The organism is Polyangium sp. 6x1, from assembly GCF_029946515.1.
Taxonomy (GTDB): domain Bacteria; phylum Myxococcota_A; class Polyangia; order Polyangiales; family Polyangiaceae; genus Polyangium.
In genome coordinates this window covers 12927-36778 of record NZ_JARZHH010000084.1, presented here as the reverse complement: position 1 = coordinate 36778, position 23852 = coordinate 12927, and the positions used below count along the sequence as shown (strand labels likewise).

The 23852-nt window shown below is 68.1% G+C and carries 12 protein-coding genes; 8 read left to right on the top strand and 4 right to left on the bottom strand.

Annotation, left to right across the window (positions count from 1 at the left end; translation table 11 throughout):
• The first annotated feature begins 232 nt into the window (after positions 1-232).
• The 6 genes from QHF85_RS43410 (at position 233) to QHF85_RS43385 (ending at position 12458) form a co-directional block, all read left to right on the top strand.
• A complete protein-coding gene (locus tag QHF85_RS43410) occupies positions 233-3364 on the top strand; it encodes a serine/threonine-protein kinase (RefSeq protein WP_281333366.1) in 3132 nt (1043 codons plus the stop codon).
• Positions 3365-3415: 51 nt separating this feature from the next.
• On the top strand, positions 3416-5038 hold the full coding sequence (locus QHF85_RS43405) for an amidase (RefSeq protein WP_281333365.1): 1623 nt from the start codon (positions 3416-3418) through the stop codon (positions 5036-5038).
• A gap of 476 nt (positions 5039-5514) precedes the next feature.
• The gene (locus QHF85_RS43400; RefSeq protein WP_281333364.1) at positions 5515-7830 is read left to right on the top strand and encodes a family 2 encapsulin nanocompartment cargo protein terpene cyclase; all 2316 of its coding nucleotides are present in this window, start codon (positions 5515-5517) and stop codon (positions 7828-7830) included.
• Between the two features lie 21 nt (positions 7831-7851).
• Entirely contained in the window at positions 7852-9258 is a 1407-nt protein-coding gene (locus tag QHF85_RS43395; protein ID WP_281333363.1) for a family 2B encapsulin nanocompartment shell protein, read from the top strand.
• A 96-nt stretch (positions 9259-9354) separates the two neighbouring features.
• Positions 9355-10755, top strand: a complete 1401-nt coding sequence (locus QHF85_RS43390) for a family 2B encapsulin nanocompartment shell protein (RefSeq protein WP_281333362.1) — start codon at positions 9355-9357, stop codon at positions 10753-10755.
• Positions 10756-10769: 14 nt separating this feature from the next.
• A complete protein-coding gene (locus QHF85_RS43385; protein WP_281333361.1) occupies positions 10770-12458 on the top strand; it encodes a mechanosensitive ion channel family protein in 1689 nt (562 codons plus the stop codon).
• 22 nt (positions 12459-12480) lie between these two features.
• On the opposite strand, the gene QHF85_RS43380 is transcribed toward QHF85_RS43385, so the two are convergent.
• The 4 genes from QHF85_RS43380 to QHF85_RS43365 all read right to left on the bottom strand — a co-directional run bounded on the left by QHF85_RS43380 (position 12481) and on the right by QHF85_RS43365 (position 20516).
• Complete coding sequence (locus tag QHF85_RS43380) at positions 12481-13593, bottom strand: aldo/keto reductase (RefSeq protein WP_281333360.1); 1113 nt, start codon at positions 13591-13593, stop codon at positions 12481-12483.
• Positions 13594-13681: 88 nt separating this feature from the next.
• A complete protein-coding gene (locus QHF85_RS43375) occupies positions 13682-14266 on the bottom strand; it encodes a TetR/AcrR family transcriptional regulator (RefSeq protein WP_281333359.1) in 585 nt (194 codons plus the stop codon).
• 66 nt (positions 14267-14332) lie between these two features.
• Positions 14333-18004 carry a hypothetical protein gene (locus QHF85_RS43370; RefSeq protein ID WP_281333358.1) on the bottom strand — a complete coding sequence of 1224 codons (3672 nt, stop codon included), beginning with the start codon at positions 18002-18004 and terminating at the stop codon, positions 14333-14335.
• A gap of 55 nt (positions 18005-18059) precedes the next feature.
• Positions 18060-20516, bottom strand: coding sequence for an FAD-dependent oxidoreductase (locus QHF85_RS43365; RefSeq protein ID WP_281333357.1), 2457 nt, complete (start codon positions 20514-20516; stop codon positions 18060-18062).
• A 305-nt stretch (positions 20517-20821) separates the two neighbouring features.
• Between QHF85_RS43365 and QHF85_RS43360 the strand changes: the two genes are divergently transcribed.
• Together QHF85_RS43360 and QHF85_RS43355 are read left to right on the top strand one after the other, a co-directional pair.
• Positions 20822-22213, top strand: coding sequence for a PAS domain-containing protein (locus QHF85_RS43360; RefSeq protein ID WP_281333356.1), 1392 nt, complete (start codon positions 20822-20824; stop codon positions 22211-22213).
• A 198-nt stretch (positions 22214-22411) separates the two neighbouring features.
• Positions 22412-23833 (top strand): PAS domain-containing protein, encoded by a 1422-nt coding sequence (locus tag QHF85_RS43355; protein WP_281333355.1) that lies wholly within the window; start codon positions 22412-22414, stop codon positions 23831-23833.
• Positions 23834-23852: the final 19 nt, after the last annotated feature.

Genomic DNA, 23852 nt, shown 5'->3' with positions numbered 1-23852 from the left:
TCTCTCGCTTTCCGCTCGGCTCTGGCTGCGTAGACAGCCTCTCTATCATCGAACTCGCGGCAGGTCCCCGAGTGTCGGCGGTCTGGCTTACCAGAGCCGAACACAAGGTAGGCTTCTTGCAAATGCAGCACCATGGGACCTTGGTCCCATGGCGTGCCCCCCACCGATGGGTCATGGTGTCGATGTGCGTCCTGTAGCGCCTGTTACAGTTTCAGAAACCTTGCAACAGGACGTGACGCCTTCGAGCGCGCCGCCGCAGAGCATTCCGCAGGCGCTTCTCTCGCGCTTCGGGGAGTTCCATTTCCTCGGCGCCGGCGGAATGGGCGCCGTCTATCGCGCCAGGGATCGGCACCTCGGCCGCGACGTGGCGATCAAGTTTCTGCACCAGGCGGACCCGGAGACGAACCGGACGCTTTTGCGCGAGGCGCGGGCGCAGGCGCGGATCGAGCACGAGCACGCGTGCAAGGTCCACGAGGTCGGGGCCGACGGCGACCGCCCGTATATCGTGATGCAATACATCGTGGGCGAGCCGCTCGATCGCGTCGGCGATCGGATGACCCGCGAGCAAAAGGTGCGCGCCGTCCGGCAGGTGGCCCTGGCGCTGCACGAGGCGCACCGGCTCGGGATCATCCATCGCGATGTGAAGCCCGCGAACATCATGGTCGAGCAGGGCGAGGACGGGGCCTACAAGCCCTATTTGATGGATTTCGGGATTGCCCGTGAGGTCGGCAAATCGATCCAGGCGACCACCTCGTTCGCCGGGACGCCCGCGTACATGGCGCCCGAGCAAGCGGCGAACCACGTCGAGGCGCTCGATCGACGGACCGACGTGTATGCGCTGGGCGCGACGCTGTATGACCTGCTCGCGGACCGCCCTCCGTTCACCGGGGACAACGCGCTCGTGATCATGCGGCAGGTCCTCTCCGACGATCCCCCGGCGCTCCGAAAGCTGCGCCCGGACGTGCCGGAGGACCTCGAGGCCATCGTGATGAAATGCCTCGAAAAGGAGCAGGGGCGCAGGTACGAATCGGCGCTCGCGCTCGGCGAGGATTTGCAGCGGTTCCTCGACGGCGTCCCGGTGCTCGCGCGCCGGGCCTCGTTCGGGTATGTCCTCGTCAAGGCCGCGCGGAGGCACAAGCTGCGCGTGGCGGCCGCGGCGTCGCTCCTCGTCGTGATTTCGGTGTTCGGGACGCTCTGGGTGCGGGAGCGGCAAGCGCTGGCCGAGCAGACGGCCCTCGCGCGCGAGCTCGGCGAGGACGTGAAGGAGATGGAGCTCTTCCTCTCGCGGGCTTATGGCCTGCCGCTGCACGACATCGAGCGGGAGCGTGCCATCGTGCGGCGGCAATTGCGCGACATCGAGGCGCGCATGGCGACCCTCGGGCGGGCGGGGGAGGGGCCGGGGCATTACGCGCTCGGTCGAGGTTTCCTCGCGCTGCAAGAGTCCGGCGAGGCGCTCGCCCATCTGCGCCGCGCCGAGGCCGTGGGGTATGCGCCGCCGGAGCTCCGTTATGCCATGGGCCTCGCGCTCGTGGAGCTCTACCGCCAGGCGCTCGAGGAGACGAAGCGAATCCAGAACGAGGGGCGCAAGAAAGAGCGGCTCGCGGCGATCGACGCCGAATACAAGGCTCCGGCGCTCGCCCACCTGCGCGCGGCGCTCGGGGCGAGGCTCTCGTCACCGGCGTACGTCGAGGGGCTCGTCGCGCTGCACGAGGGGCAAAACGACGTCGCGCTGGCGAAGGCGCGCGAGGCGTTCGCGCAATCGCCCTGGCTGCACGAGGCGAAGAAGCTCGAAGGGGACGCGCATTTCGCAGAAGGCAAGCGCTTCGGGCGCGACGCCGCGTTCGATGACGACAAGATGATGCGGTCCTTCGAGCCGGCGGCGGCGGCGTACGCGGAGGCCGCGTCCATCGCGCGGAGCGATCCGGCGGTGCACGAGGCCGAATGCGAGCTCTGGACGCAGATCCTGTTCGCGTCGGACACGCAACCCGACCGCTTGCGTCCGAGCTTCGAGGCAGCTCGGCGGGCCTGCGAGAAGGCGCTCGTGGCAGATCCGCAACGTGGCTCGGCGCGCGTGAGGATGTCGCTCGTCTATCAAGCGTATGCTTGGCAGGTCGTGAACGGCACGGAGCGGAACGACCCCGAGACGAGCATCCGCGAAGCGATCCAGCGGGCCGAGGAGGCCGCGCGCACCCAGGTGAGCGACCCGATGGCGCATTACGTGGCCGGCGCGGCCTCCTGGATGGAGGTCCGGCACCACATGAATCGAGGGCTCGACGCCCGGACCGCGACGGATCGCGCCATCGCGGCCTACGAGGAGGCCATCCGGCTCGATCCGGGCTTCCTGTGGCCCTACAACGAGAGCTGCGCGGTGTACATGGAGCGCGCCAGGGGCGAGACATGGCGAGGCGTCGATCCCGGCCGAACGGTCGAGCGCGCGGTTTCCCGCTGCGGTGAAGCCATCACGCAGAACCCGGGTTTCACGTTTCCGGCCGCCCACAAGGCGCTCGCCCATTTCTGGGCGGGGAAGTACCTCGTCGAAAAGGGCCGCTCGCCCGCGGCCTCCGTGACGAGCGCGCTCGAGGCCGCCGCGTCGGTGAAAGAAGACAACAAGCTCGACACGGCGCTCGTCTCCGCCTGGGTGCTCTGGCTCGAAGCCTCGTATGCCTGCGACGCGGGCGAGGATCCGAGCGGCGCGCTTTCGCGCGCCGAGGCGTTCCTCCAGGAAAAAGAGCGGGTCGCGCCCGCCTCCACGAATGACGAGATTCGCGGGTTCCTCGCGACGACGCGGGCGCTCCACCTCCTGCGCCGAGGAGACGACCCGACCTCGGCGATCGAGGCGGCGCGCTCCTCGTTCCGCAAGAGCGCGCAGGCGTCGCCGTGGGACGTGGACTATCGCGTCGACCAGGCGCGCGCCGAGATCCTCGCCCTGCGCTGGGCCCTCGCGAAGGGAAAAGCCGATCCGGCGATGTTCGACGCCGCTTTCGCCCCGCTCGCGCCCGTCCTCGACAAGGAGCGCGCCAATCCGCACGTCTACGAGGCGCTGGCCGAGCTCCACGAGCTGCGCGCCGGCTGGCTGCTCGGGCGAAAGAAAAATGCCGAAAACGACCTGGTCAAAGGGCTCGTGATGGCCGACAAGGCGCTCGCGATCCATCCGACGATGGCCACGGCGCTCGCGTCGAAGGGCGCACTCCATCTCCTGCGCGCCCGCGCCGCCGCGCGAGGCAAAAAGGGAAGGACGCAAGCGGCGCGGGAGGCCAAGGCCTCGTTCGAATCCGCGCTGCGCGAGAATCCGCTGCTCGCGAGGGAACGCGGCGCGGCGGTGAAGGAGGTGGAGCGGATGCTCGCGGAGGAGGGAAGCGAGTAACCTACTTGTTTTTCGGGGCCACATCGTGGCAGCCTCTCCTGACCTGTGGTCATGAAAAACGCGCCATGGATGGGGCTCGTGGTGCTGCTCGGCGCGGCATGCGTCGGCGCATGTGACGGAGGCCTGGTCCAAGGCCGCGCCCGGCCTGGAGGCCCATCGACCATTCCCCGCGGCGGCGCCGCGAGCGCCCTCGACGTCGTCGAGCTCAGCGCAGCCGACGCGCGGGATCGCATGGCCCGAGGCACGCTCACCGCGCGGGAGCTCACCCAGGCCTATCTCGATCGAATCGCGCAAATCGACGACGCCGGCCCCCGGCTCGACGCGGTCATCGAGCTGAATCCGCGCGCGCTCGCGGACGCCGAGGCGCTCGACGCCGAGCGGAGAGCTGGCAAGCTTCGCGGGCCTCTGCACGGCATTCCCGTCCTCATCAAGGACAACATCGACGTCGCCGGGATGGTGAATTCGGCCGGGTCGCTCGCGCTCGCCGACCATCGGCCGAAAGAGGACGCCTTTCTCGTCGTGCGCCTTCGCGCCGCGGGCGCCGTCATCCTCGGAAAAACCAACCTCAGCGAATGGGCGAATTTCCGATCGACGCGCTCGACCTCCGGGTGGAGCTCGCGCGGGGGCCAGACGAAAAACCCGTACGCGCTCGATCGCAATCCGTGTGGTTCGAGCTCGGGCGCCGGCGCGGCCATCGCCGCGAGCCTCGGCGCGATCGGGATCGGCACCGAGACCGACGGCAGCATTCTTTGCCCTTCGGCCGTCCATGGCCTCGTGGGGCTGAAACCCACGGTGGGATTGATCAGCCGCGGCGGGATCATTCCGATCTCGATATCGCAGGACACCGCGGGGCCGATGGCGCGGACCGTCACCGACGCGGCGCTTTTGCTCGGCGTCCTCGCGGCCGTCGATCCCTCGGATCCGGCCGCGCCGAAGGAAGCCCGGCTTCCGAGCGATTACACGACCTTCTTGAAGCCGGACGCGCTCCGGGGCAAACGGCTCGGCGTGCTCCGCCAGGCCATGGGATACCATCCCGACGTGGACGCGGCCGCGGAGGCGTCGATCGCGACGTTGCGGGCCCGGGGCGCCGAGGTGATCGACGTCGAGATGGCCACGTACGACCGCTGGAACGAGCCCGAGCTCACGCTCATGTTGTACGAATTCAAGGACGGCCTGAATGCGTACCTGCGCCGGAGTGGCGCGCCGCGCGCGTCCCTCGAGGCCCTCATTGCGTGGAACGAGGCCCACGCCGACACGACGATGCCGTTCTTCGGCCAGGAGCTCTTCGAGAAGGCGCAGGCCAAGGGGCCGCTCACCGACGCGGCGTATCTCGAAGCGCGCGAGGCCGCGCGGCGCCTCGCCGGGAAAGAGGGCCTGCTCGTGGTCCTCGACGGCCATCGGCTCGACGCCGTCGTCGCGCCGAGCATGGCCCCGGCCTGGATCACCGATCCTGTGCTCGGGGATCATTTCGTCAGCGCGAGTTATGGGGTCGCGGCGGTCGCCGGCACGCCGAGCATCACGGTGCCGATGGGCGAAAGCCACGGCCTCCCGCTCGGCTTCGTGTTCATGGGGCGCGCCTATTCCGAGGGAGAGCTCCTCGGGATGGCATTCGCATTCGAGCAGGCCACGAAGGCGCGACGAGCGCCGGCCTTCGCGCTGACACTGCGGCGCTGAACGCGAGCCTGGATCCTTCGGTCGCAGAGACCAAAAACTGTACAAGCCGCAATAACGTACCGCGTGTTACCGCGTGGTGGATGTGTAATCCATCTTGGTGATGAAGGTTGATGTGCGAGGGTGTCTGCGTCGGTTTGAATGCTGTACGATTAGCTACAGTTGAAAAATATCCGCAGACAAACGTGATCGCTGGGAACCAAGCGAAATTCAATCGAAATTTTGCCGTCTGTCGGCTCTGGCCAAGGGGCCCGTCAGAAAAATGTCCCGCACGGTCACATTTCAATTTACTTGGTCGAAGCCGCTAGCTAGATCCGCCCCGTCCGGAAGATCCCGAACGGTCTGTATGGACGGGCCCTACAGGCGTCGTCGCACGTCCGCGTGTGACGGACCGCATTGCGTCCGGAATACATACCGCCAAAGACAATCAGGTCGCCCGCGTCGCCGCTATCGACGACGTGCGAGAGAAGTCAGCGAACATGCAACCTTTCACGCTGCCCGACTTCTACATGCCGTATCCGGCGCGCATCAATCCGCACCTCGAAGGTGCGCGCGTGCATACGAAGGCCTGGTCCTACGAGATGGGTATCCTGGAGGAGAACCCGCAGGGAAAGCCCATCTGGACCGAGAGCGACCTCGACGCGCACGACTACGCGCTGCTCTGCGCGTACACCCACCCTGACGCGCCCGCATCCGAGCTCGATCTGATCACGGATTGGTATGTCTGGGTGTTCTACTTCGACGACCATTTCCTCGAAATCTACAAGCGCACCAAGGACATGCGCGGCGCGAAGGCGTACCTCGATCGCCTGCCGCTCTTCATGCCCGTCGTGCCCACGGCGGCGCCGCCGGAGCCGACGAACGTCGTCGAGCGCGCGCTCGCGGACCTCTGGGCGCGGACCGTGCCGCTCACCTCGGTGAACTGGCGCGAGCGTTTCCTCGAAGCGACGAAGAACCTGCTGCTCGAGTGCATGTGGGAGCTCGCCAATATCCAGGAGAACCGCGTCGCGAACCCGGTCGAATACGTCGAGATGCGCCGCAAGGTCGGCGGCGCGCCCTGGTCCGCGGGCCTCGTCGAGATCGCCGTGGGCGCCGAGGTCCCGGCCTCCGTCGCCGCGACGCGCCCCCTCGAGGTCCTGCGCGACACGTTCTCGGACGGCGTCCACCTGCGCAATGACCTGTTCTCGTACCAGCGGGAGGTCGAGGAAGAGGGCGAGAATGCCAACTGCGTGCTCGTCCTCGAGAAATTCCTCGGCGTCCCCACGCAAAAAGCGGCCGATCTGACGAACGAGATCCTGACGTCGCGGCTCCATCAATTCGAGAACACGGCGCTCGTCGAGGTGCCGGCGCTCTGCGCGGAGTACGGGCTTACGCCGGCAGAAGCCCTCGACGTCGCGAAATACGTGAAGGGCCTGCAGGACTGGCAATCGGGCGGCCACGAATGGCACATGCGGTCGAGCCGCTACATGAACGAGCACGCGGACAAATCCGCGTCCGTGCCTGATTTCCTCGGCGGGCCGACGGGGCTCGGCACCGGGGCGCTCCGGATCCGGCTCACGCCCGGCGCGCTCGGCTTGCAGCGGATCAAGACGCTCACCCACACGCCGTTCCGGCCCGTGGGCAGGATGCCGCTCCCGAAGATTCACATGCCGTTCAAGCTCCGCTTGAGCCCGCATCTGCCCGCGTCGCGCCGGAACACCGTCGAGTGGGCCCGCAAATTCGGGATGCTCGAGGTGGTGCCGGGCGTCTTCGGCTCCGGGCTCTGGAATGAGCGCGAGCTCAACGGCTTCGATTTTCCCCTTTGCGCCGCGGGCATTCACCCGGACGCGTCCCCCCAGGAGCTCGATCTCAGCTCGGGCTGGCTGACGTGGGGGACGTACGGCGACGATTATTTCCCGCGCGTCTTCGGCGCGACGCGGGACTTTGCGGGCGCGAAGCGGTTCACGGTCCGGCTCTCGATGTTCATGCCCCTCGACTTGGCGGGGGCCCCGGTGCCCGAGAACCCGCTGGAGAGCAGCCTGCTCGACCTCTGGATTCGCACCGCGACGCCGATGTCGATGAAGGCGCGGCAGACGCTCCGCAGCAGCATCGAGACCATGACGCAGAGCTGGCTCTGGGAGCTCTTGAACCAGACCCAGAACCGGATCCCGGATCCGGTCGATTACGTCGAGATGCGCCGCAAGACGTTCGGCGCCGATCTCACGATGGGCCTCTCCAAGCTCACGCTCTGCGACGCCGTCCCGGCCGAGGTCTTCCGCACGCGGGCGATGCGGAGCCTCGACAACACCACGGCCGACGTCGGCGGGTGGATCAACGATCTCTATTCGTACCGCAAGGAGATCGAGTTCGAGGGCGAGCTCAATAACTTCGTGCTCGTCGTCGAGCGGTTCCTCGAATGCGATCCGCTGCAGGCGAAGCAGGTCGTCAATGACATGATCACGGCGCGCATCGTGGAGTTCGAGCGCATCGCCGCGACCGAGCTGCCCCGCATCCTCGACGAATACGACCTCGACAAGGCGGCCCGCGAAGCCGTGCTGGGGTACGTCGAGAAGCAGCGATTGTACATGGCGGGTGTCCTCCAATGGCACGTCGGCACGAGCCGGTACGTGGACACGGAGCTCGAGCGCCACCCGATCGAGCGGGCGATCGAGGGCGCGCGTGGGTTTGGCGCCTCTGCGGCGCGTATCAGCAGTTTCTTCGGCACCGGAAAGGCCGGCGCCGTGGCTCCTGCTGCGAAGGCGGATCTTTCGATGGGTACGGCGCGTTCCGTGCCGGTGAAGCTCGGGCGGTCCTAACCGGCCGGGAAAGAGGGACTCATGTCTATCTCAGGGAAGTTGGGTTCGATCGATCAGCAGCAGACCAGCCTCGCGACGGCGGCCGCGAGGCAACTCGCGACGACGACGAAGTCGGCGCCGCAGATGCAGGGCATCTCGTCGCGGTGGCTGCTCAAGCTCCTGCCGTGGGTGCACGTCAATGGCGTGTACCGCGTGAACCGCCGCCTGAGCTACGCGGTGGGCGACGGGCGCGTGACGTTCACGAACACCGGCGCGAAGATCCAGGTCATCCCGCAGGAGCTCTGCGAGCTGCCGCTCCTCCGCGGCTACGAGGACATCGAGGTCCTCACCGCGCTCGCGAACCGCTTCGTGCAGCGTGAATACAAGTCCGGCGAGGTGATCACCGAGCGCGGCAAGGAGGCCGATCACATCGCCCTCATTGCGCACGGCAAGATCAACAAGATCGGCACGGGCAAGTACGGCGACGAGACGGTGCTCGCGGTCCTCGCGGACGGCGACCATTACAGCTACCAGGCGCTCCTGGAGACGCAGGACTACTGGACGTTCACGGCCAAGGCCGTCACGGCGGTCACGGTGCTGACGCTCCAGCAGAACGCCTTCGAGGAGCTCGTCGCGCAGTACCCGTCGCTGAAGAAGCACCTCGACAACTTCAAGGCGCTCTCCGCGAAGAAGCAGGACAACACGGGCGAGGCGGCGATTGAAATCGCGGCGGGCCACTCCGGCGAGCACGTCCTCCCCGGCACGTTCGTCGATTACGAGACCTCGCCCCGTGAGTACGAGCTCAGCGTGGCGCAGACCGTGCTCCAGATCCACACGCGCGTCGCGGATCTCTTCAACGAGCCGATGAACCAGACCGAGCAGCAGCTCCGCCTGACCATCGAGGCCCTGAAGGAGACCCAGGAGAACGAGCTCATCAACAACCGCGAGTTCGGCCTCCTGCACAACGCCGACCTGAAGCAGCGCATCCACACGCGGAACGGCGCCCCGACGCCGGACGACATGGATGAGCTCCTCGCCACGGTCTGGCGCGAGCCGTCGTTCTTCCTGGCGCACCCGCGCGCCATTGCGGCGTTCGGCCAGGAGTGCAGCCGCCTCGGCATCTATCCGCAGAGCGTCGAGGTGAACGGCAATCACGTCCCCGCGTGGCGCGGCGTGCCGATCTTCCCCTGCAACAAGATCCCGGTCTCGGACACGCGGACGACCTCGATCCTGCTCATGCGCGCGGGCGAGAAGAACCAGGGCGTCATCGGCCTGCACCACGCCGGCATTCCGGACGAGGTCGAGCCGAGCCTCAACGTGCGCTTCATGGGGATCAACGAGAAGGCCATCATCTCGTACCTCGTCAGCCTCTATTACTCGGCGGCCGTCCTGGTCCCCGACGCGCTCGGCGTCCTCGAGAGCGTCGAGATCGGTCGCGCCCACGAATGAGCCGCGGGCGGTAGGCGCTCCGCGTGTGCCCCGTGCAAGCGCGGGGGATACGCGGAGCGCTCTGCTCTCCGAAGCGCGTAGAAGGAAAGGTACGTCATGGCAAACGCGGAAAAACCTGGGATCGGCAACGAGGGGGATCGTTCGAGCCTCGGGACGCTGGGGGCGCGGAAGCTCGCGACGACGACCAAGTCGCATCCGCAGATGCAGGGGATCACGCCCCGGTGGATCTTGCGGGTCCTGCCCTGGGTCGAGGTCAAGGGCGGCACGTATCGCGTGAACCGCCGCCTGAGTTATGCCGTCGGCGACGGCCGGCTGAGCTTCGGCAACATCGGGGCGAAGGTGCAGGTGATCCCGCAGGAGCTCTGCGACCTGCCTCTCTTGCAGGGCTTCGCGGACGATGACGTGCTCAATACCCTGGCGAGCCGGTTCGTCCAGCGCGAGTACAAGGCCGGCGCGCTCATCGCCGAGCGCGGAAAGCCCGCGGAGACGATCTTCCTGCTCGCGCACGGAAAGGCCCAGAAGCTCGGCGCCGGCAAGTACGGCGACGAGACGATCCTCGACGTCCTCGCGGACGGCGACCATTTCGGCGATCAATCCGTCCTCGCGTCGGACGACGTCTGGACGTATTCGGTCCGGGCCGTCACGCCGTGCATCGTGCTCGAGCTCCCGCAGCGCGTCTTCGAGGAGCTGATCACGCGCTCGCCGGCGCTCCACGCGCACGTCGAGGCGCTCAAGGAGCGGCTCAAGAAGCCGCAGGACAAGCTCGGACAGGCGGCGATCGCGCTCTCGGCCGGTCACAAGGGCGAGGCCACGCTGCCGGGCGCATTCGTCGATTACGAGACCGCGCCGCGCGAATACGAGCTCAGCGTCGCGCAGACGATCCTCCGGCTCCACACGCGCGTCTCGGATCTCTTCAACGATCCGATGGATCAGCTCCAGGAACAGCTCCGCCTGACCGTCGAGGCCCTGCGCGAGCGGCAGGAGTACGAGCTCATCAACAACCGCGATTTCGGCCTCTTGCACAACGCCGACCTGAAGCAGCGCCTCCATACCCGGAGCGGCCCCCCGACGCCGGACGACATGGACGAGATCCTCTGCCGGCGCCGAAAGTCGCAGTTCTTCCTGGCGCACCCGCGCACGATCGCCGCGTTCCACCGTGAGTGCAATCGCCGCGGCGTCTACCCGACCAACGTCGAGCTCTCCGGCACGAAGGTCACGGCGTGGCGCGGCGTCCCGATCTTGCCCTGCGACAAGATCCCGATCCACAACGACGACACGAGCTCCATTCTCGTCATGCGCACGGGGCAGGAGCATCAGGGCGTCATCGGCCTCCACCACACGGGCCTCCCCGATGAAATCGAGCCCGGTGTCTCGGTCCGCAAGATGGACACCGACCCGAAGGCCATTGCCTCGTACCTCGTGAGTACCTATTACTCGGCCGCGGTGCTGGTGCCGGACGCGCTCGGCGTCCTTGAGAACGTCCAGATCGGGCGGTAGTCTCAGCGGCCTCGATGACCCTGCACCTCGACCTGCTCCTCCACAACCTCGTCGCCCTGTGCATCGCGATCGTGGTGCTCCTGCTCCTCTCGGAGCTGGTGGTCACCTTGATCCATCGAGGCTACGCCTTCGTCTTGCGCTCACCAGCGCTGGAGCACGTCACGGCGGACGACCGCAAGGCGTTCCGGCGCCGCGTTCGTCGCCGCTCGCTCGTCTGGGTCGCGCTCGTCGGGGCCGTGCTCATGGGCGGCGCGGCGTTCGCCACGTATCGAGGCATCTGGGCCCTCGACGTGGCGAAGACCGCGCTCCGCGGCCTCGCCGGCGACGATCCCGCGCTCGTCAAGACACGCTTGCTCACCACCCTCGGCATCGGCGTCGGCGCCCTCTTCGTCGACGCCCTCGCCCGGGGGCTCGCCGACGTGCTCGGCCAGGCGGTCTCGCGCTCGGAATGGCTGGAAAAACGACGCGAGCCCCTCGCCGAGGTCACGATACGCCTGCGCAAGGCGGTCCGCGTGGTCGTCCTCGGCGCCGCCGCGGTCCTCATCACCGAGAAGCTCGCGCTCGCGGAGGGAACGCAGCGCACCGTCTTGCTCGCCAGCTATTCGCTGGGCGCGTTTTACGTGAGCCGCCTCGCGACGGGGATCGGATACCTCCTTCTCGACGTCATCTTCGACAACTCGACGAGGCTCGCCCGCCTCGAAAGCCCGCTCCGGTACCTCGGAAACCTCTCGCACCTGCTCGGGATCACGAGGCGCGTCGTCGATTATTGCGTGTACCTCACGGCGGCGACGTGGGTCGCGGACGCGCTCACGCCCGACACGTGGCTCTCGACGGCGGGGCGGGTCGGCCTCCGGATCATCGCGATCTTTTATGCGAGCCGGGTCCTCGTCGAGATCTGCGTGCTCCTCATCAACGACCTCTTCCTCGGGAAGGTGGCGGAGGAGAATCCGCAGACGCTCCAGCAACGAAAGACCCTGGTCCCCGTGGCCATGGGCTTCGTGCGGTATGCGATTTACTTCTCGGCGCTCGTGATGGGGCTGCGTGAGGCGTCCATCGATCCGACCCCGCTGCTCGCCGGCGCCGGCGTCATCGGTGTGGCCATCGGCTTCGGCGCGCAGACGTTCGTCGGCGATATCGTGGCCGGCTTCTTCATCCTCTTCGAGAACCTGCTGCTCGTCGGGGATCTCGTGGAGATCGGCGGCATCCAGGGGCGCGTGGAGGAGATCGGCGTTCGTATCACGAAGATCCGCGACGAGCTCGGCGTGCTTCATTCGATCCCGAACGGCGAGGTGCGCAAGGTCGCGAACCATTCGCGAACCTACGTGAATGCCGTGGTCGACGTGCACGTGCCGTATGAGGAGAACGTGCAGCGCGTGCGTGATCTCCTCACGAAGATCGCCGAAAAGGAGGTCGAGCAGCAGACGGGCACCGCGCCGCAGGTGGAGGTCGGCGTGGAGGAGCTCAACGAGGGCTCGATCGTCCTGCGTATCAGCGCCCGCGTGCCGCCCGGCAGGAACAAGGACGTGAACGACGCGCTGCGCGGCCGCGTCGTCGAGGAGCTTTGCAAAGCGCAGGTCAGCGCGCCGCGCCCGCGTCGAGCCGTCCTCATCGACAGCCCGCTCTCCGTCAAGAACCCGCCTCGGCGCGAGATCGAGGAATCCGCGCCCGTCATGCCGTTCTCGCCTTCGAAGGACGACGACTGACGGGCGGCTCGCCTCGCCGCGCTCAGCCCCCGAGCGCGGTATTTCCCGTCCACACCGGCGGCGCATACCCGACCGGTTTGTCGCCCACGGCGGCCCCGCCGTGGAGCTGCTTCTGGTAGGCGTCTCCGAACATTTTATAAGGGAACGGCGGCGGCTGCGCGGTCGCCTGATCGAGCTCTCGGCGCAGCTCGGCCGGGATCTCGAAGTCGAGCGCGGCGAGGTTGTCCTCGAGCTGCGCGAGCTTGGTCGCGCCGAGGATCACGGAGCCGATGCCCGGCTGCGTCGCCGCCCAGTTCAAGGCCACCTGCGCCATGCTGCGGCCGAGCTCCTTTGACGTCTTCTCGACGGCCGCCACGATGCGGAAGTTTTGCTCCGTGAACAGCCCGAGCTGGCTGCCGGCGTCGCCCTTCGTGAGCCGCCCTTCGCCGTCGCCGTGGCCCTCGCTCGGCCGGTATTTTCCGGAGAGCAGACCCCCGCCGAGCGGGCTCCATGCGGTGATGCCCATGCCGAGCGTCTGCGCGAGCGGCACGAATTCGTGCTCGATGTGCCGCTCCACGAGCGAATACTGGAGCTGCAGGTTGACGAACGGCGAGAGCGCGTGTGCCTCGGCGAACGTCTGCGCGCGCGCGGCATACCAGGCGGGCACGTCGGACAGGCCCGCATACCGGATCTTCCCGGCGCGCACGAGGTCGTCGAAGGCGCGCACCACCTCCTCGGCGGGCGTAATGCGGTCCCACGTGTGCAAGAGGTAAAGATCAATGTAATCGGTCCCGAGCCGCCGGAGCGACGCCTCCACGGCGCGTATCATGTTCTTGCGGCCGTTGCCGGCGGCGTTGGGGTTGCCCGGGTCGAGGCCGTACGTGTACTTGGTGGTCAAAACGACCCGATCCCGCGCGCCGCGCTCGGCGATGAATTTCCCGAGCAGGGTCTCGCTGGTCCCCCGCGTGTAGAGGTCTGCGGTATCGAGGAAGTTACCGCCTGCGTCGAGGTACCGGTCGAAGACGGCGCGCGCGGCTTCTTCGGTCGAGCCCCACGCGCCCCACGGCCCGTCGGTGCCGAACGTCATGGTCCCGAGGGAAAGGCGGCTGACGCGAAGCCCCGAGCGGCCCAGCAGATAGTATCGATCGAGAGACATGGGTTGACTCCTTGGTTGACTGATCGGTCCAGAATCAAGCAAACGAACACGCGGGGGCGCTCCTTCGCGCGCCCGCGCGCGAGCTGAGCTAACGAGGCTTCAGCGAGGTGAGGGCGACGGCAGCGATGTCGCGCAGGGTCTCGGGCGTGGACCCGGCTTTCGCCATGACGCGCAGGCCTTGCACCGTGGCGAGCAGGAAGCGACCGGCTTTTCGCTCGTCGACGCACGGCTCGATCTCGCCCTTGCGCTTCGCTTCCCGCACGATCCGCTCGAATGCGGTCTCGCAGAGGATCGTGCCGGATTTCGTCAGCGACGCGACCTCCGGATCCTTCTGCGCGAGCTCCACGATGGAGCTCACGTACAAGCAGCCCCGCGCCCGTTCGGCGGGGGTCTCGGCGGCGACGGCCATCAAGACCTGTTCGATCGCCCGGAGCGGCGATTCCCCGGCCTGAAGGCGCTCGATGAGCCCCGCACCTTGCTCCGCCTGATAATGCTGGAGCGCTTCGAGGTAGAGCCGACGTTTGTCGCCGAACGTGTCGTACATGCTCTGGCGCCCGATGCCCATCGCGCGCAGCAGATCCTCCGTCGAGGTCGCCTCGTAGCCCTTCTCCCAGAAGACGGCCATGGCCCGCTTCAACACCTCGTCGCGGTCGAACTCCTTGGGGCGCGCCATGCTCGCACCTCTGCTTGTACGCTTTCTGGACTGGTCTGTCAAGTAGAGCCCGGCGCGGTGGAGCCGCTAGGGCGTCTTCCCGCGCGACCGCATCAAATCCAGCTCGATCTGCTCCTCCGGTTGCCCGGGTCGCATGCGAGCGTCGATGTCCACCGCGTGGCGCATCACGTCCGAATCGAAGACCGCCTCGGCCTCCTTCTCGAGCTCCGCGTCCCCCGCGAGGCGCGCGAGGATCCAGTCCGTGAGCCCCGGCCGGCCGTTGGTCTTGCCCCGCCGCAGCGCCACCACCTCGGCGAGCTCGGGCTGCTTTCGCAGCGCCGCGAGCACCTCCGCCCCGTCGGGCCCGATGCTCGCGCGGTAGGCGATCCGCAGCGGCGAGACCTGCCGGCGGTCGGCCGCCCACGCCTTCGCGAGGCTCGGCGAGAGGCCGAGCGCCTTGCCGAACACCACCGCGGTGAGGCCATTGCTGAGCTGCCGCGCGGGGATGCCCTCCGGCCAGAGCTCGTGCGCGCGCCGGTAGGCCTTCGCCATCGCGTCGAGGTTCTCCGTGGAGTCGTCGACCATGATCCGCATGCGGTAGAGCTCCGCGAGCGTGAGCCACGCGGCCGCCGTCGTGGGCGCCTTCTGTTGCTTTTCGAGCTCCACGATGCGGCCGCGCCAGACCTCGGCCTCGCGCTTCGTCGAGCTGTCGAGCTCCGCGTCGAGCTTTCCCTGGAGCCACGGCGCCTGCGCCGCCGCGGTGTTTTGCGCGTCGAACGGCGGCATCGCCTGGAGCCGCGCCGAGAGCTCGCCGAGCCCCTTGCCATCCGCGCGCAGGGTGAGCCACTCGACCTCGCGCCGATAGGCCGAGGCCTTCTGCGGCGCGAGGATCTGCTCTCTCCGCGACACCTCGAGCGCGCGCCGCTCGTTCGGCTCCTTCTCCAGCGCCGCGAGCAGCTCCGCGCGGAGCGGCCCGTCGAGCATCGCCCCCGCGAGCCTCCACGCCTCGGTGCGCTCGAGCCGCAAGGCCCGCGTGTCCACCCATCGATCGAGCACGGTCACGATCGCCAGGTGATCCAGCGCGCCCGCCAGGTGACCGAGCACGATCGCGCTGTCGCCGTCGAGCCGCGCCGCGGTCTCGAACCCCTTCACCGACGCGCGCAGGTGGGCGACGTCGCCCGTCGCCTGATAACGCCCCCCATGCGCGACGGCCGCGTTGTTCGCCGAGGACGCGTTCCGCGCGGCGTCCTTCTCGTGGAACGCCGCCTCCTCGGCGAAGGCCCGATCCGCCTCCGCGAGGTTGCCCTGCGAAACCGCGCGCACGCCCTTCACCTGGAGGAGCTGCGTCTTGACGTACGGCGAGCTCGGATCGGCGAGGCCGAGCCATTTCTCGCGGTCTTCGAGGCCCGTCGAGAGGTTCGCGCGGAGCGAGGCCGCCTGGTAGCGTTTCTCCTGCTCCACGCTGCTGTCGTTGTACACGGCCTCGACGACCTCCCGCGCTTTGGGCTCCAGGCCGAGCTCGCGGTAGGCGTTCGCCACGCCCATCGACAGCGTGGGGACCTTTTTCTGGAGGACCCCTTCGAGCTCCGCGTCGCCCTCCTTGGCCTTGCCGAGCCGATGGTATACCTGCCCGAGGCCGAGGTGATACGTCGGATCCCCCGCCGCCTCGCCGCCGAGCGCGAGGAACGCGCGCTCCGCCTCCACGAGCAGCGTCCGCTGCGCGTCGCCCGTCGTCGTCGAGGCCCGCCGGAGCTTGACCATGCCGAGCGAGATCGACGCCGGAATCACCGCCTCGTGCCGCAAGAACTCGGCCTGCAAGGAGGCGAGCGTGGGGTCATTGCGGAATTGCTCGGAGATGTAGGCCTGGACGAGCTCTCTCTCCTGCGCCTCCGTCGCGCCCTGGAGCTTGGAGAGCAGAGCGCTCGGCACCTTTCCGGTGCGGAGCTCGCCTTCGATGCGGTTCTCGACCTTCAAGCTCGCCGCGCGAAACGCGCGCTGCGCCTCCTGGAAATCGGGCAGGCGCTCGTTCACGAGGGCCGTGAGGATCGCGTCGGCCTTGTCGAGGTCCCCCGCCTCGGCGTGCACATCGGCGAGCGCTTGTTGCGCCAGCGCCGTGAGCATGCCGGGCGAACCGAGCCCGCCGAGCAGCTTCAATGCAGCCTTCGTATCGCCGCGGCTCCTTTGCGCCGAGGCAAACCCCACGGCGAGCTCCTGGTGCCCCCGCCGCTGCGCGATCGCCACCACGAGCGCCACTTCGTCGTTCGCTTCGAGGATCGCCCGGTCCTCCGCGAGCTTCTTCCGCGCTTCTTCGAGGCGCTTCCTCACGTCGGACGCGGCGTCCGCCTGGCCTTGCTTGGAGGCCTGCGCGGCCCACGCCTCGGCCTCGGCCTCGGCCTCGATCCAGAGCGACGGCGCAGGGCCGAAGCGGTCCATGATCTTCTTCCCCGCCTCGAGCGACGCCGCGTCGCCGAGCGCCACGTAATGGCGCAGCGCGCCGAGCGGCCGGCTCTCCGCCATTCCGTCGGCGAGGTTTTTCCGGAGGCGCGCGCGCCGCGCCGTGATCGCCTGCGCCTCCGCGCGACCTTCGACGACGCGCGCGGCCATGTCGAGCACGGTGAGCGCAGCGGCCGCTTTCTCCGGCGTATCCTCGCCGATCTGATCGGCGAACGCCGAGAGCCGCTCCGCCAGCAAGGTCGCCGCCTTGCCGTCCCGCGCGTCGGCCGGCAACTCGTAAAAGGCGTTCATCACCCGGCTGATCGCTTCGAGCGACGCCACCGTCGCCGGCTCGTGCACGCCTTCCGCGGTCACGAGGCGCACGATCGACGCGGCCACCTCGTCCACGTCGACCTCGCCGGGATAGGTCCCGAGCACGAGCCGATACTGCGAGAGCGCGCCCTCGGGATCCCCCTTCGCCTCGGCCGCGCGCGCGTCCGCGAGCGCGACGGACGCCTTGCGCGCGGGCGAGTCGAGGTAACTCGAAATGGCCACCGAGGCCACCGCGCCGAGCGTCCCGAGCAGGGCGAGGCCGCGCCAAACCTTCGCGATCGGCCCGAGCGGTTGCTTCGCGAGGAACTGATAACTCGTCGAGTCCACCTGGCGGACGCGATAGGCCGCGACCGGCACGACGGGGATGAACACGAAGCAGAAGAAATACGTCGCGACGTACGAGCCGTCGGGCCAGACGTCGCGCTCGCCGTAGAGCCGAAAGCCGATGCCGTTCAGCGTGAAGAGCGTCGGCGCGCGTTCGAGCGGCCGCGGCGCGTTCTCCGCCTCGCGGAGGGCATCACGCAGCCCGCGGCTCTTCACCTGGCGGCGGGCCTGCGCGAGAGCGCGATCGGCCCGCTTGAACTGGCCGGCCCGCTGGAGCCACCGCGCGTGCGTGAGCCTGGCGAAGACCGGGAGCTCCTCCGCGGCCGCCTCGAGCTCGGCCCGCATCTCGGGCGCTTGCGCGAGAGGGGCGGCCTTGCCGAGCAGGCGCCGCGCCCCGTCCAGATCGCCGCTCGCCGCTTTCAGCCCTGCGACGTCGCCGAGCAGGGCGGCCACGCGGCCCTTGATGCGCGGGGCGAGCTGCTCGTCGGCGGCGAAGAGCGCGTCGTCGAGCTGCGAGAGCACGTCGCGCTCCACCGCGTCGCGGACGAACGTGACGCGTGGGCGCGCGCGGCCCCAGTCTTCGCGCTCGGGATCCGGCTCCAGGATGCTCTCGGCGAGCAGCTCGTCGACCGTGCTGATGCCCTCTGCGAGTGTTTCGATCGCGGCCATGGCGCCCTAGGAGAGACAAACGGCGGAGCGCTGTCAACCGCGATGCTTGGCGCGCTCACATCTTTACGCGCTTCGCCTCGGGATCGTAGAGCGGCTTGAGCGAGGCGACGGCCGGAACCTGCTTGCCGGCGATCTCGACCTCCCACGTGGCCATTTCGAGGTATTTCGCGTCGATGGGCTCACCGGCCTCCACCATGACGAGGCCGACGGCGCCGCCCACGGTGTGTCCGTACGAAGCCGCGCGCACGTAGCCGATGGGCTTGCCATTGCGACGCACGACCTCCGCGTGGAACATGAGCGGCTCCGGATCCTTCACGAGCACCTGCACGATCCGGCGCTTGAGCGGCCCGGCGGCCTTTTTCGCGAGCACCGCCTCGCGCCCGAGGAAGTCCGGCTTCTTCAGATCGACCGCGAAGCCGAGCCCCGCCTCCAGCACCGAATCGGTGTTGTCGATGTCGTGACCGTAATCGCGGTAGCCCTTTTCCATACGGAGGCTCGCCAGCGCCTTGAGCCCGGCGTGCTTCAAGTCCACGCGTTTGCCTGCCTCGACGAGGCGATCGTAGACGTGCGTGGCCTGCTCCGTGGGGATGTAGAGCTCATAGCCGAGCTCGCCCAGGTACGTGATACGCACGCAGAGCGCGCGGGCGAACCCGATGTCGATTTCGCGCGCGGCGCGGAACGGGAACGCTTCATTGGACATGTCCGCCGAGGTCACGAGCTGCATGAGCTCGCGCGACCGCGGCCCCTGGATGTTGATCTGCGCATACCCCGAGGTCACGTCCGTCACGAACGCGTGCATGTCCGGCGTCGTATGCCGCCGCATCCAGGTGAGCGCGTGCCTGTGCGCCGTATCCGAGGCGACGACCCAGTATTGTTCGTCGTCGAGCTTCGTGACCGTGAGGTCCGCCTCGATCGTGCCGCCGGCGTTCAGCCATTGCGTGTACGTGATGACGCCCGGCGCGCCATTGACGCTGTTCGCGGAGATGTAATCGAGCAGCTTCCCCGCGTCCCGGCCCTGCACCAGGAACTTCGCCATGAACGACATGTCCATGAGGATCACGCCCTCGCGGCAGGCGCGGTGCTCGGCTTCCCAATACGGGAACCAGTTCTGCCGGCCCCACGAGAGCCGCTCCACCTTCGGCGCGACGCCGGGCGGCGCATACCAGTCCGCGCCTTCCCAGCCGCTCACGTCCTTGAAATAGGCGCCCTGGGCCGCGAGCCTCTCGTGAATGGCCGACGTCTTCGCGCCGCGCGCCGTCTGCATCGAGCGCGTCGGGTAATGGCATTGATAGACCATCCCGAGCGACTCCACCGTGCGCGTGCGGCGGTATTCGGGGTTCGCCTGGTACGTGTGCAGCCGGTCGATGTTCATCCCCGTGACATCCACGTCGGGCCGACCGTTGATGATCCAGTGCGCGAGCACGCGCCCGAGCCCGCCGCCCGTGAGGATGCCGATCGAATTGAGGCCCGCGGCGACGAAGTAATTCTTGACCTCCGGCGCCTCGCCGACGACGGGCGCGAGGTCGGGCGTGAAGCTCTCCGGGCCGCAGAAGAATTTGCGGACGCCGACCTCCAGCGTGACCGGCACGCGCCGCATCGCCCTCTCGACGTACGGGCCCATCCGGTCCCAGTCCGGCGTGATCTCGCCGAAGGAGAAATCGTCCGGCACGCCCTCGATCTTCCACGGCGCGCAGACGGGCTCGAAGAGCCCCACCATCAGGCCGCCGACCTCCTCGCGGTAATACCCGTACGAGCCCGGATCTTCGAGCACGGGCATCGATTTCGGCAGATCGGGGATCTTGGCCGTGATGAGGTAATAATGCTCGGCCGATTGCAGCGGGATGTTGACGCCCGATTTCGCGCCGAGCTGACGGGCCCACATGCCCGCGCAGTTCACCACGTACTCCGCCTCGATGTCGCCGAACGGCGTCTGCACGCCCGCGACCGCGCCGCGCTTCGTGAGCACGCCGGTGCAGGGCACGTTTTCGAGGATCGTCGCGCCTTGCATCTTGGCGCCCTTCGCGAGCGCCATCGTGATGTCGACCGGGTTCGCCTGGCCGTCCTCCTTCACGTAGAAACCGGCGAGGATGTCGTCGGTTCGCGCGAGCGGGAAGAGCTCCTTCACCTGCGAGGGCGAGATCTCGTGCACGTCGACGCCGCAGTGGCGGTTGAACGCCGAGACGCGCCGGTACTCCTCGAGCCGGTCCGGATCCGCCGCGACCTCGATGAACCCGACCGGCTTGAACCCGGTGCCGAGGCCCGTCTCCGCTTCGAGGCGGGTGTAGAGATCACGCGTGTACTTGCGCATCTCGGTCGACGTCTCCGACGTCGAGCCGAACGTGACGATGAGCCCGGCGGCGTGCCAGGTCGTGCCCGAGGTGAGGCGGTCCCGTTCGAGCAGGACCACGTCCTTCCAGCCCATGTGGGCCAGGTGGTAGGCGACGGAGCAGCCAATGACGCCGCCACCGACGACGACGACACGCGCGCGTTTCGGCAGAACCGGTACGGACATGGCGTGCTCATGCCTGAAACCGTCGCCCGCGTCCAAGCCCATCGATACCGAACGTGACGATTCACACCCGGAGGCAGGGACACTGGTGTAACGTGGCCCACGTCGTCGTCTCGAAGTCGGCGGACAGGCGGGGGGACGAGCCGGCAGGGGGACCGGTCCGTGACTTCGGCTCGATCGGGAATCGCGCGGCGGGCCGTTCCGACGATTCTGTGCTCGGCGCGCCAATCGATTGACGTGCAAGCATCGTCGCGTAAGGTGATTGGATTGCCGCTCCGAGTCCACATGGACAGGAGGGGGAGGGACGCGTGTATCTTCCGATCGAGAACGAGTGCGCGGCGCTCCGCGCGCGGGTCGCGGAGCTCGAGGCGCGCCTTGCTACACGACCGCAGGTCGTGACGAATGGGCATCGTCGTGAGACGACCCCCCCCGAGCAAGATGCCGAGGCGCGGCTTCTCCGGGCGGCGCTGCATAACCTGGCCGACGCGGTCGTGATTTGCAACCGCGACGGCCGGACCATCCACTTCAACGCCGCCGCGACGACGATCTTCGGCGAGCGGTCGAGCGACGTCCCCTCCGAGCATCTGTCGACGCGATACGGCCTCTTTCTTCCCGATGGCGTGACGCTCGTCCCCGCGGACGACCTGCCCTCGCACCGCGCGCTTCGGGGGGAGGTCGTCGACGGAATCGAGCTCTTCGTGCGAAGGGAGAGCCTGCCGGCCGGCACGTACGTGGAATGCTCCGCGCGCGCCATTCGCGACGCCGACGGCAGCATCTGCGGCGCCGTCGTCGTGTGCCGCGACCTCGGCGAACGAAGGCGTTACGAGGCCGAGCGCGAGCGACGGCTCCGCGCCGAGGAGGAGCGGCTCGCCGCCGAGAAGGAGCGGCTCCGCATGGCGCGGATCCTGAAGTGCCTGCTCGACCATCTCGACATCGTCGTCTGGGCGACCGACGACAAAGGCGTCTTCACGTTCCACGACGGCCGCGGCGCCGAGTCGGCAGGGCTTTTTCGCGGCGCGCTCGTCGGCAAGAGTGCCCACGACGTCTACCCCGACGACCTGCTCATCCAACGCGCGCTGTCGGCGGGCGTCGCCGGGCATGACCGCAACGACCTCCACGGGCTCACGTGGGAGCATTGGGCCATTCCGGTGAGCGAGGACGGGGCGCCCGCAGGGGTCATCGGGCTGAGCCTGAACGTCACCGAGGCGCACCAGGCCAAGATGGAGCTCGAGGCGAAGCTCGCCCTCATTCAACGTCAGCAGGAGGTCATCTTCAATCTGGAGACGCCGATCATCCAGGTCTGGGACCGTGTCCTCACGCTCCCGATGGTGGGCGTCGTCGACAGCCGGCGCGCCGCGCGCGTCACGGACAGCCTCCTCGCCGAGGTCTCGCGCACGCAGGCGCGCTTCGCGATCCTCGATTTGACGGGCGTCGACGTCGTCGACACGGCCACGGCGGGCCACATGCTCAATATCATCTCCGCTGTTCGCCTCCTCGGCGCGGAAGGGATCATCACGGGGATTCGCCCGAACATCGCGCAGACCATGATTTCCCTCGGCCTCGACCTGTCGCGCGTGCGTACGCTCGCGACCCTGCGCGACGGCCTCTCGCTCGCCATTCGAGAGCTCTCCGGAGCCTCCGGCGCCGTGCACCGAGCCGGGTCGCTCCCCCGGCCGATCCGCAGCGCCAAGGCCGTCTGAATCGCGTTCTCCTCGAATCTCACCCGTCGCCGCAGGTATCTCGAATCAGGCTCCTCCCGACTTGCGGGCGACGCATGAATGTCGGGCCTGGCACGTATTCGACGCGCCAATCCGTTGACGCCGCGACGGATTTCTAGGTAGCGTGGACGACATTCGGTTCCACGGCATTTCGTGTGGGACCGCCGGGGGGAGGACAGCGTGCCGTTGATTTCCTATGAACAGGAGTGCGCCGAGTTGCGCGCGCGGGTCGCCGAGCTCGAAGCGCGGTTGACCGATTCGGGGCCTGCCGCGACGAATGGACACCACCACGAGGCGAACCCTTCCGACCAGGACGGCGAAATGAGGCTCCTCCGGGCGGCGCTGCATAGCCTGGCCGATGGCGTCGTGATTTGCGACCATGAGGGCCGCCTTCTTCATTTCAACGCCGCCGCGACGGTGATGTTCGGGGAGAAGTCGAGCGAAGCCGTCCCCGAGGAGTGGTCCACCCGATATGGCATCTTTCTGCTGGACGGCGTGACCCCGTTTCCGGCGAAGCAATTGCCGCTCGCTCGCGCATTGCAGGGCGAGGACGTCGAACCCGTCGAGATCTTCGTGCGGAGCGAGAAGCTGCCGGCGGGCAGGCACGTCGAATGCCTGGCGCGCGTCATCCGCGACGCCGACGGGGACATCTGCGGCGGCGTGGTCGTCTGCCGCGACCTCGGGGAGCGAAGGCGCTACGAGACCGAGCGCGAGCAAAGGCTGCGCGCCGAGGAGGAGCGGCTCGCCGCCGAGAAGGAGAGGCTTCGCATGGCGCGGATCCTCGAGAGCTTGCTCGACCACCTCGACGTGGTCGTCTGGGTGACCGACGCGAAAGGCAACTTCACGTTTCACGACGGCCACGGCTGCGCGGCGGCCGGGTTCAAACGCGGCTCGCTCCTCGGATCGAGCATCTTCGAGATATCCCCGGGGGATCGCCTCGTCGAGCGCGCTCTCCAGGGCATCGCGGGGAACGAGCGCTCGCAGCTGAATGGTGTCTTCTGGGACAACTGGGTCATGCCGTTCGGCGATGACGGCAAGGAGACCACGGGGGCCCTCGGCCTGAGCCTGAACATCACCGAAGCGCATCAGGCCAAAGTGGAGCTCGAGGCGAAGCTCGCCGTCATTCAACGGCAGCAGGACGTCATCTTCAACCTGGAGACGCCGATCATCCAGGTCTGGGACCACGTCCTCACGCTCCCGATGGTGGGCGTCGTCGACAGCCGGCGCGCCGCGCGGGTCACGGACGATCTCCTCGCCGAGGTCTCGCGCACGCAGGCGCGCTTCGCGATCCTCGATTTGACGGGCGTCGACGTCGTCGACACGGCCACGGCGGGCCACATGCTCAATATCATCACCGCCGTTCGCCTCCTCGGGGCGGAGGGGATCATCACGGGGATTCGCCCGAACGTCGCGCAGACCATGGTCTCCCTCGGCCTCGACCTGTCGCGCGTGCGCACGCTGGCGACCTTGCGCGACGGCCTCGGCTTCGCGATTCGAAAGCTCACCGAGGACGGCGGCGCCGCGCGCCGGGCCGCCGCGTTGCCCCGCCCGACCCGGAGCGCCGAGCCCGGCGAAATGAACTCTCGAAATCCTCCGGGCTAGCTTGCGCGCAGTCGATGTG

What these genes read in the sequence shown, in the direction of transcription:
- QHF85_RS43405 (WP_281333365.1), top strand. Translation starts at nt 3,416, where the DNA reads ATGAAAAACGCGCCATGGATGGGGCTCGTGGTGCTGCTCGGCGCGGCA.
- QHF85_RS43400 (WP_281333364.1), top strand. Translation starts at nt 5,515, where the DNA reads ATGCAACCTTTCACGCTGCCCGACTTCTACATGCCGTATCCGGCGCGC.
- QHF85_RS43395 (WP_281333363.1), top strand. Translation starts at nt 7,852, where the DNA reads ATGTCTATCTCAGGGAAGTTGGGTTCGATCGATCAGCAGCAGACCAGC.
- QHF85_RS43390 (WP_281333362.1), top strand. Translation starts at nt 9,355, where the DNA reads ATGGCAAACGCGGAAAAACCTGGGATCGGCAACGAGGGGGATCGTTCG.
- QHF85_RS43385 (WP_281333361.1), top strand. Translation starts at nt 10,770, where the DNA reads ATGACCCTGCACCTCGACCTGCTCCTCCACAACCTCGTCGCCCTGTGC.
- QHF85_RS43380 (WP_281333360.1), bottom strand. Translation starts at nt 13,593, where the DNA reads ATGTCTCTCGATCGATACTATCTGCTGGGCCGCTCGGGGCTTCGCGTC.
- QHF85_RS43375 (WP_281333359.1), bottom strand. Translation starts at nt 14,266, where the DNA reads ATGGCGCGCCCCAAGGAGTTCGACCGCGACGAGGTGTTGAAGCGGGCC.
- QHF85_RS43370 (WP_281333358.1), bottom strand. Translation starts at nt 18,004, where the DNA reads ATGGCCGCGATCGAAACACTCGCAGAGGGCATCAGCACGGTCGACGAG.
- QHF85_RS43365 (WP_281333357.1), bottom strand. Translation starts at nt 20,516, where the DNA reads ATGTCCGTACCGGTTCTGCCGAAACGCGCGCGTGTCGTCGTCGTCGGT.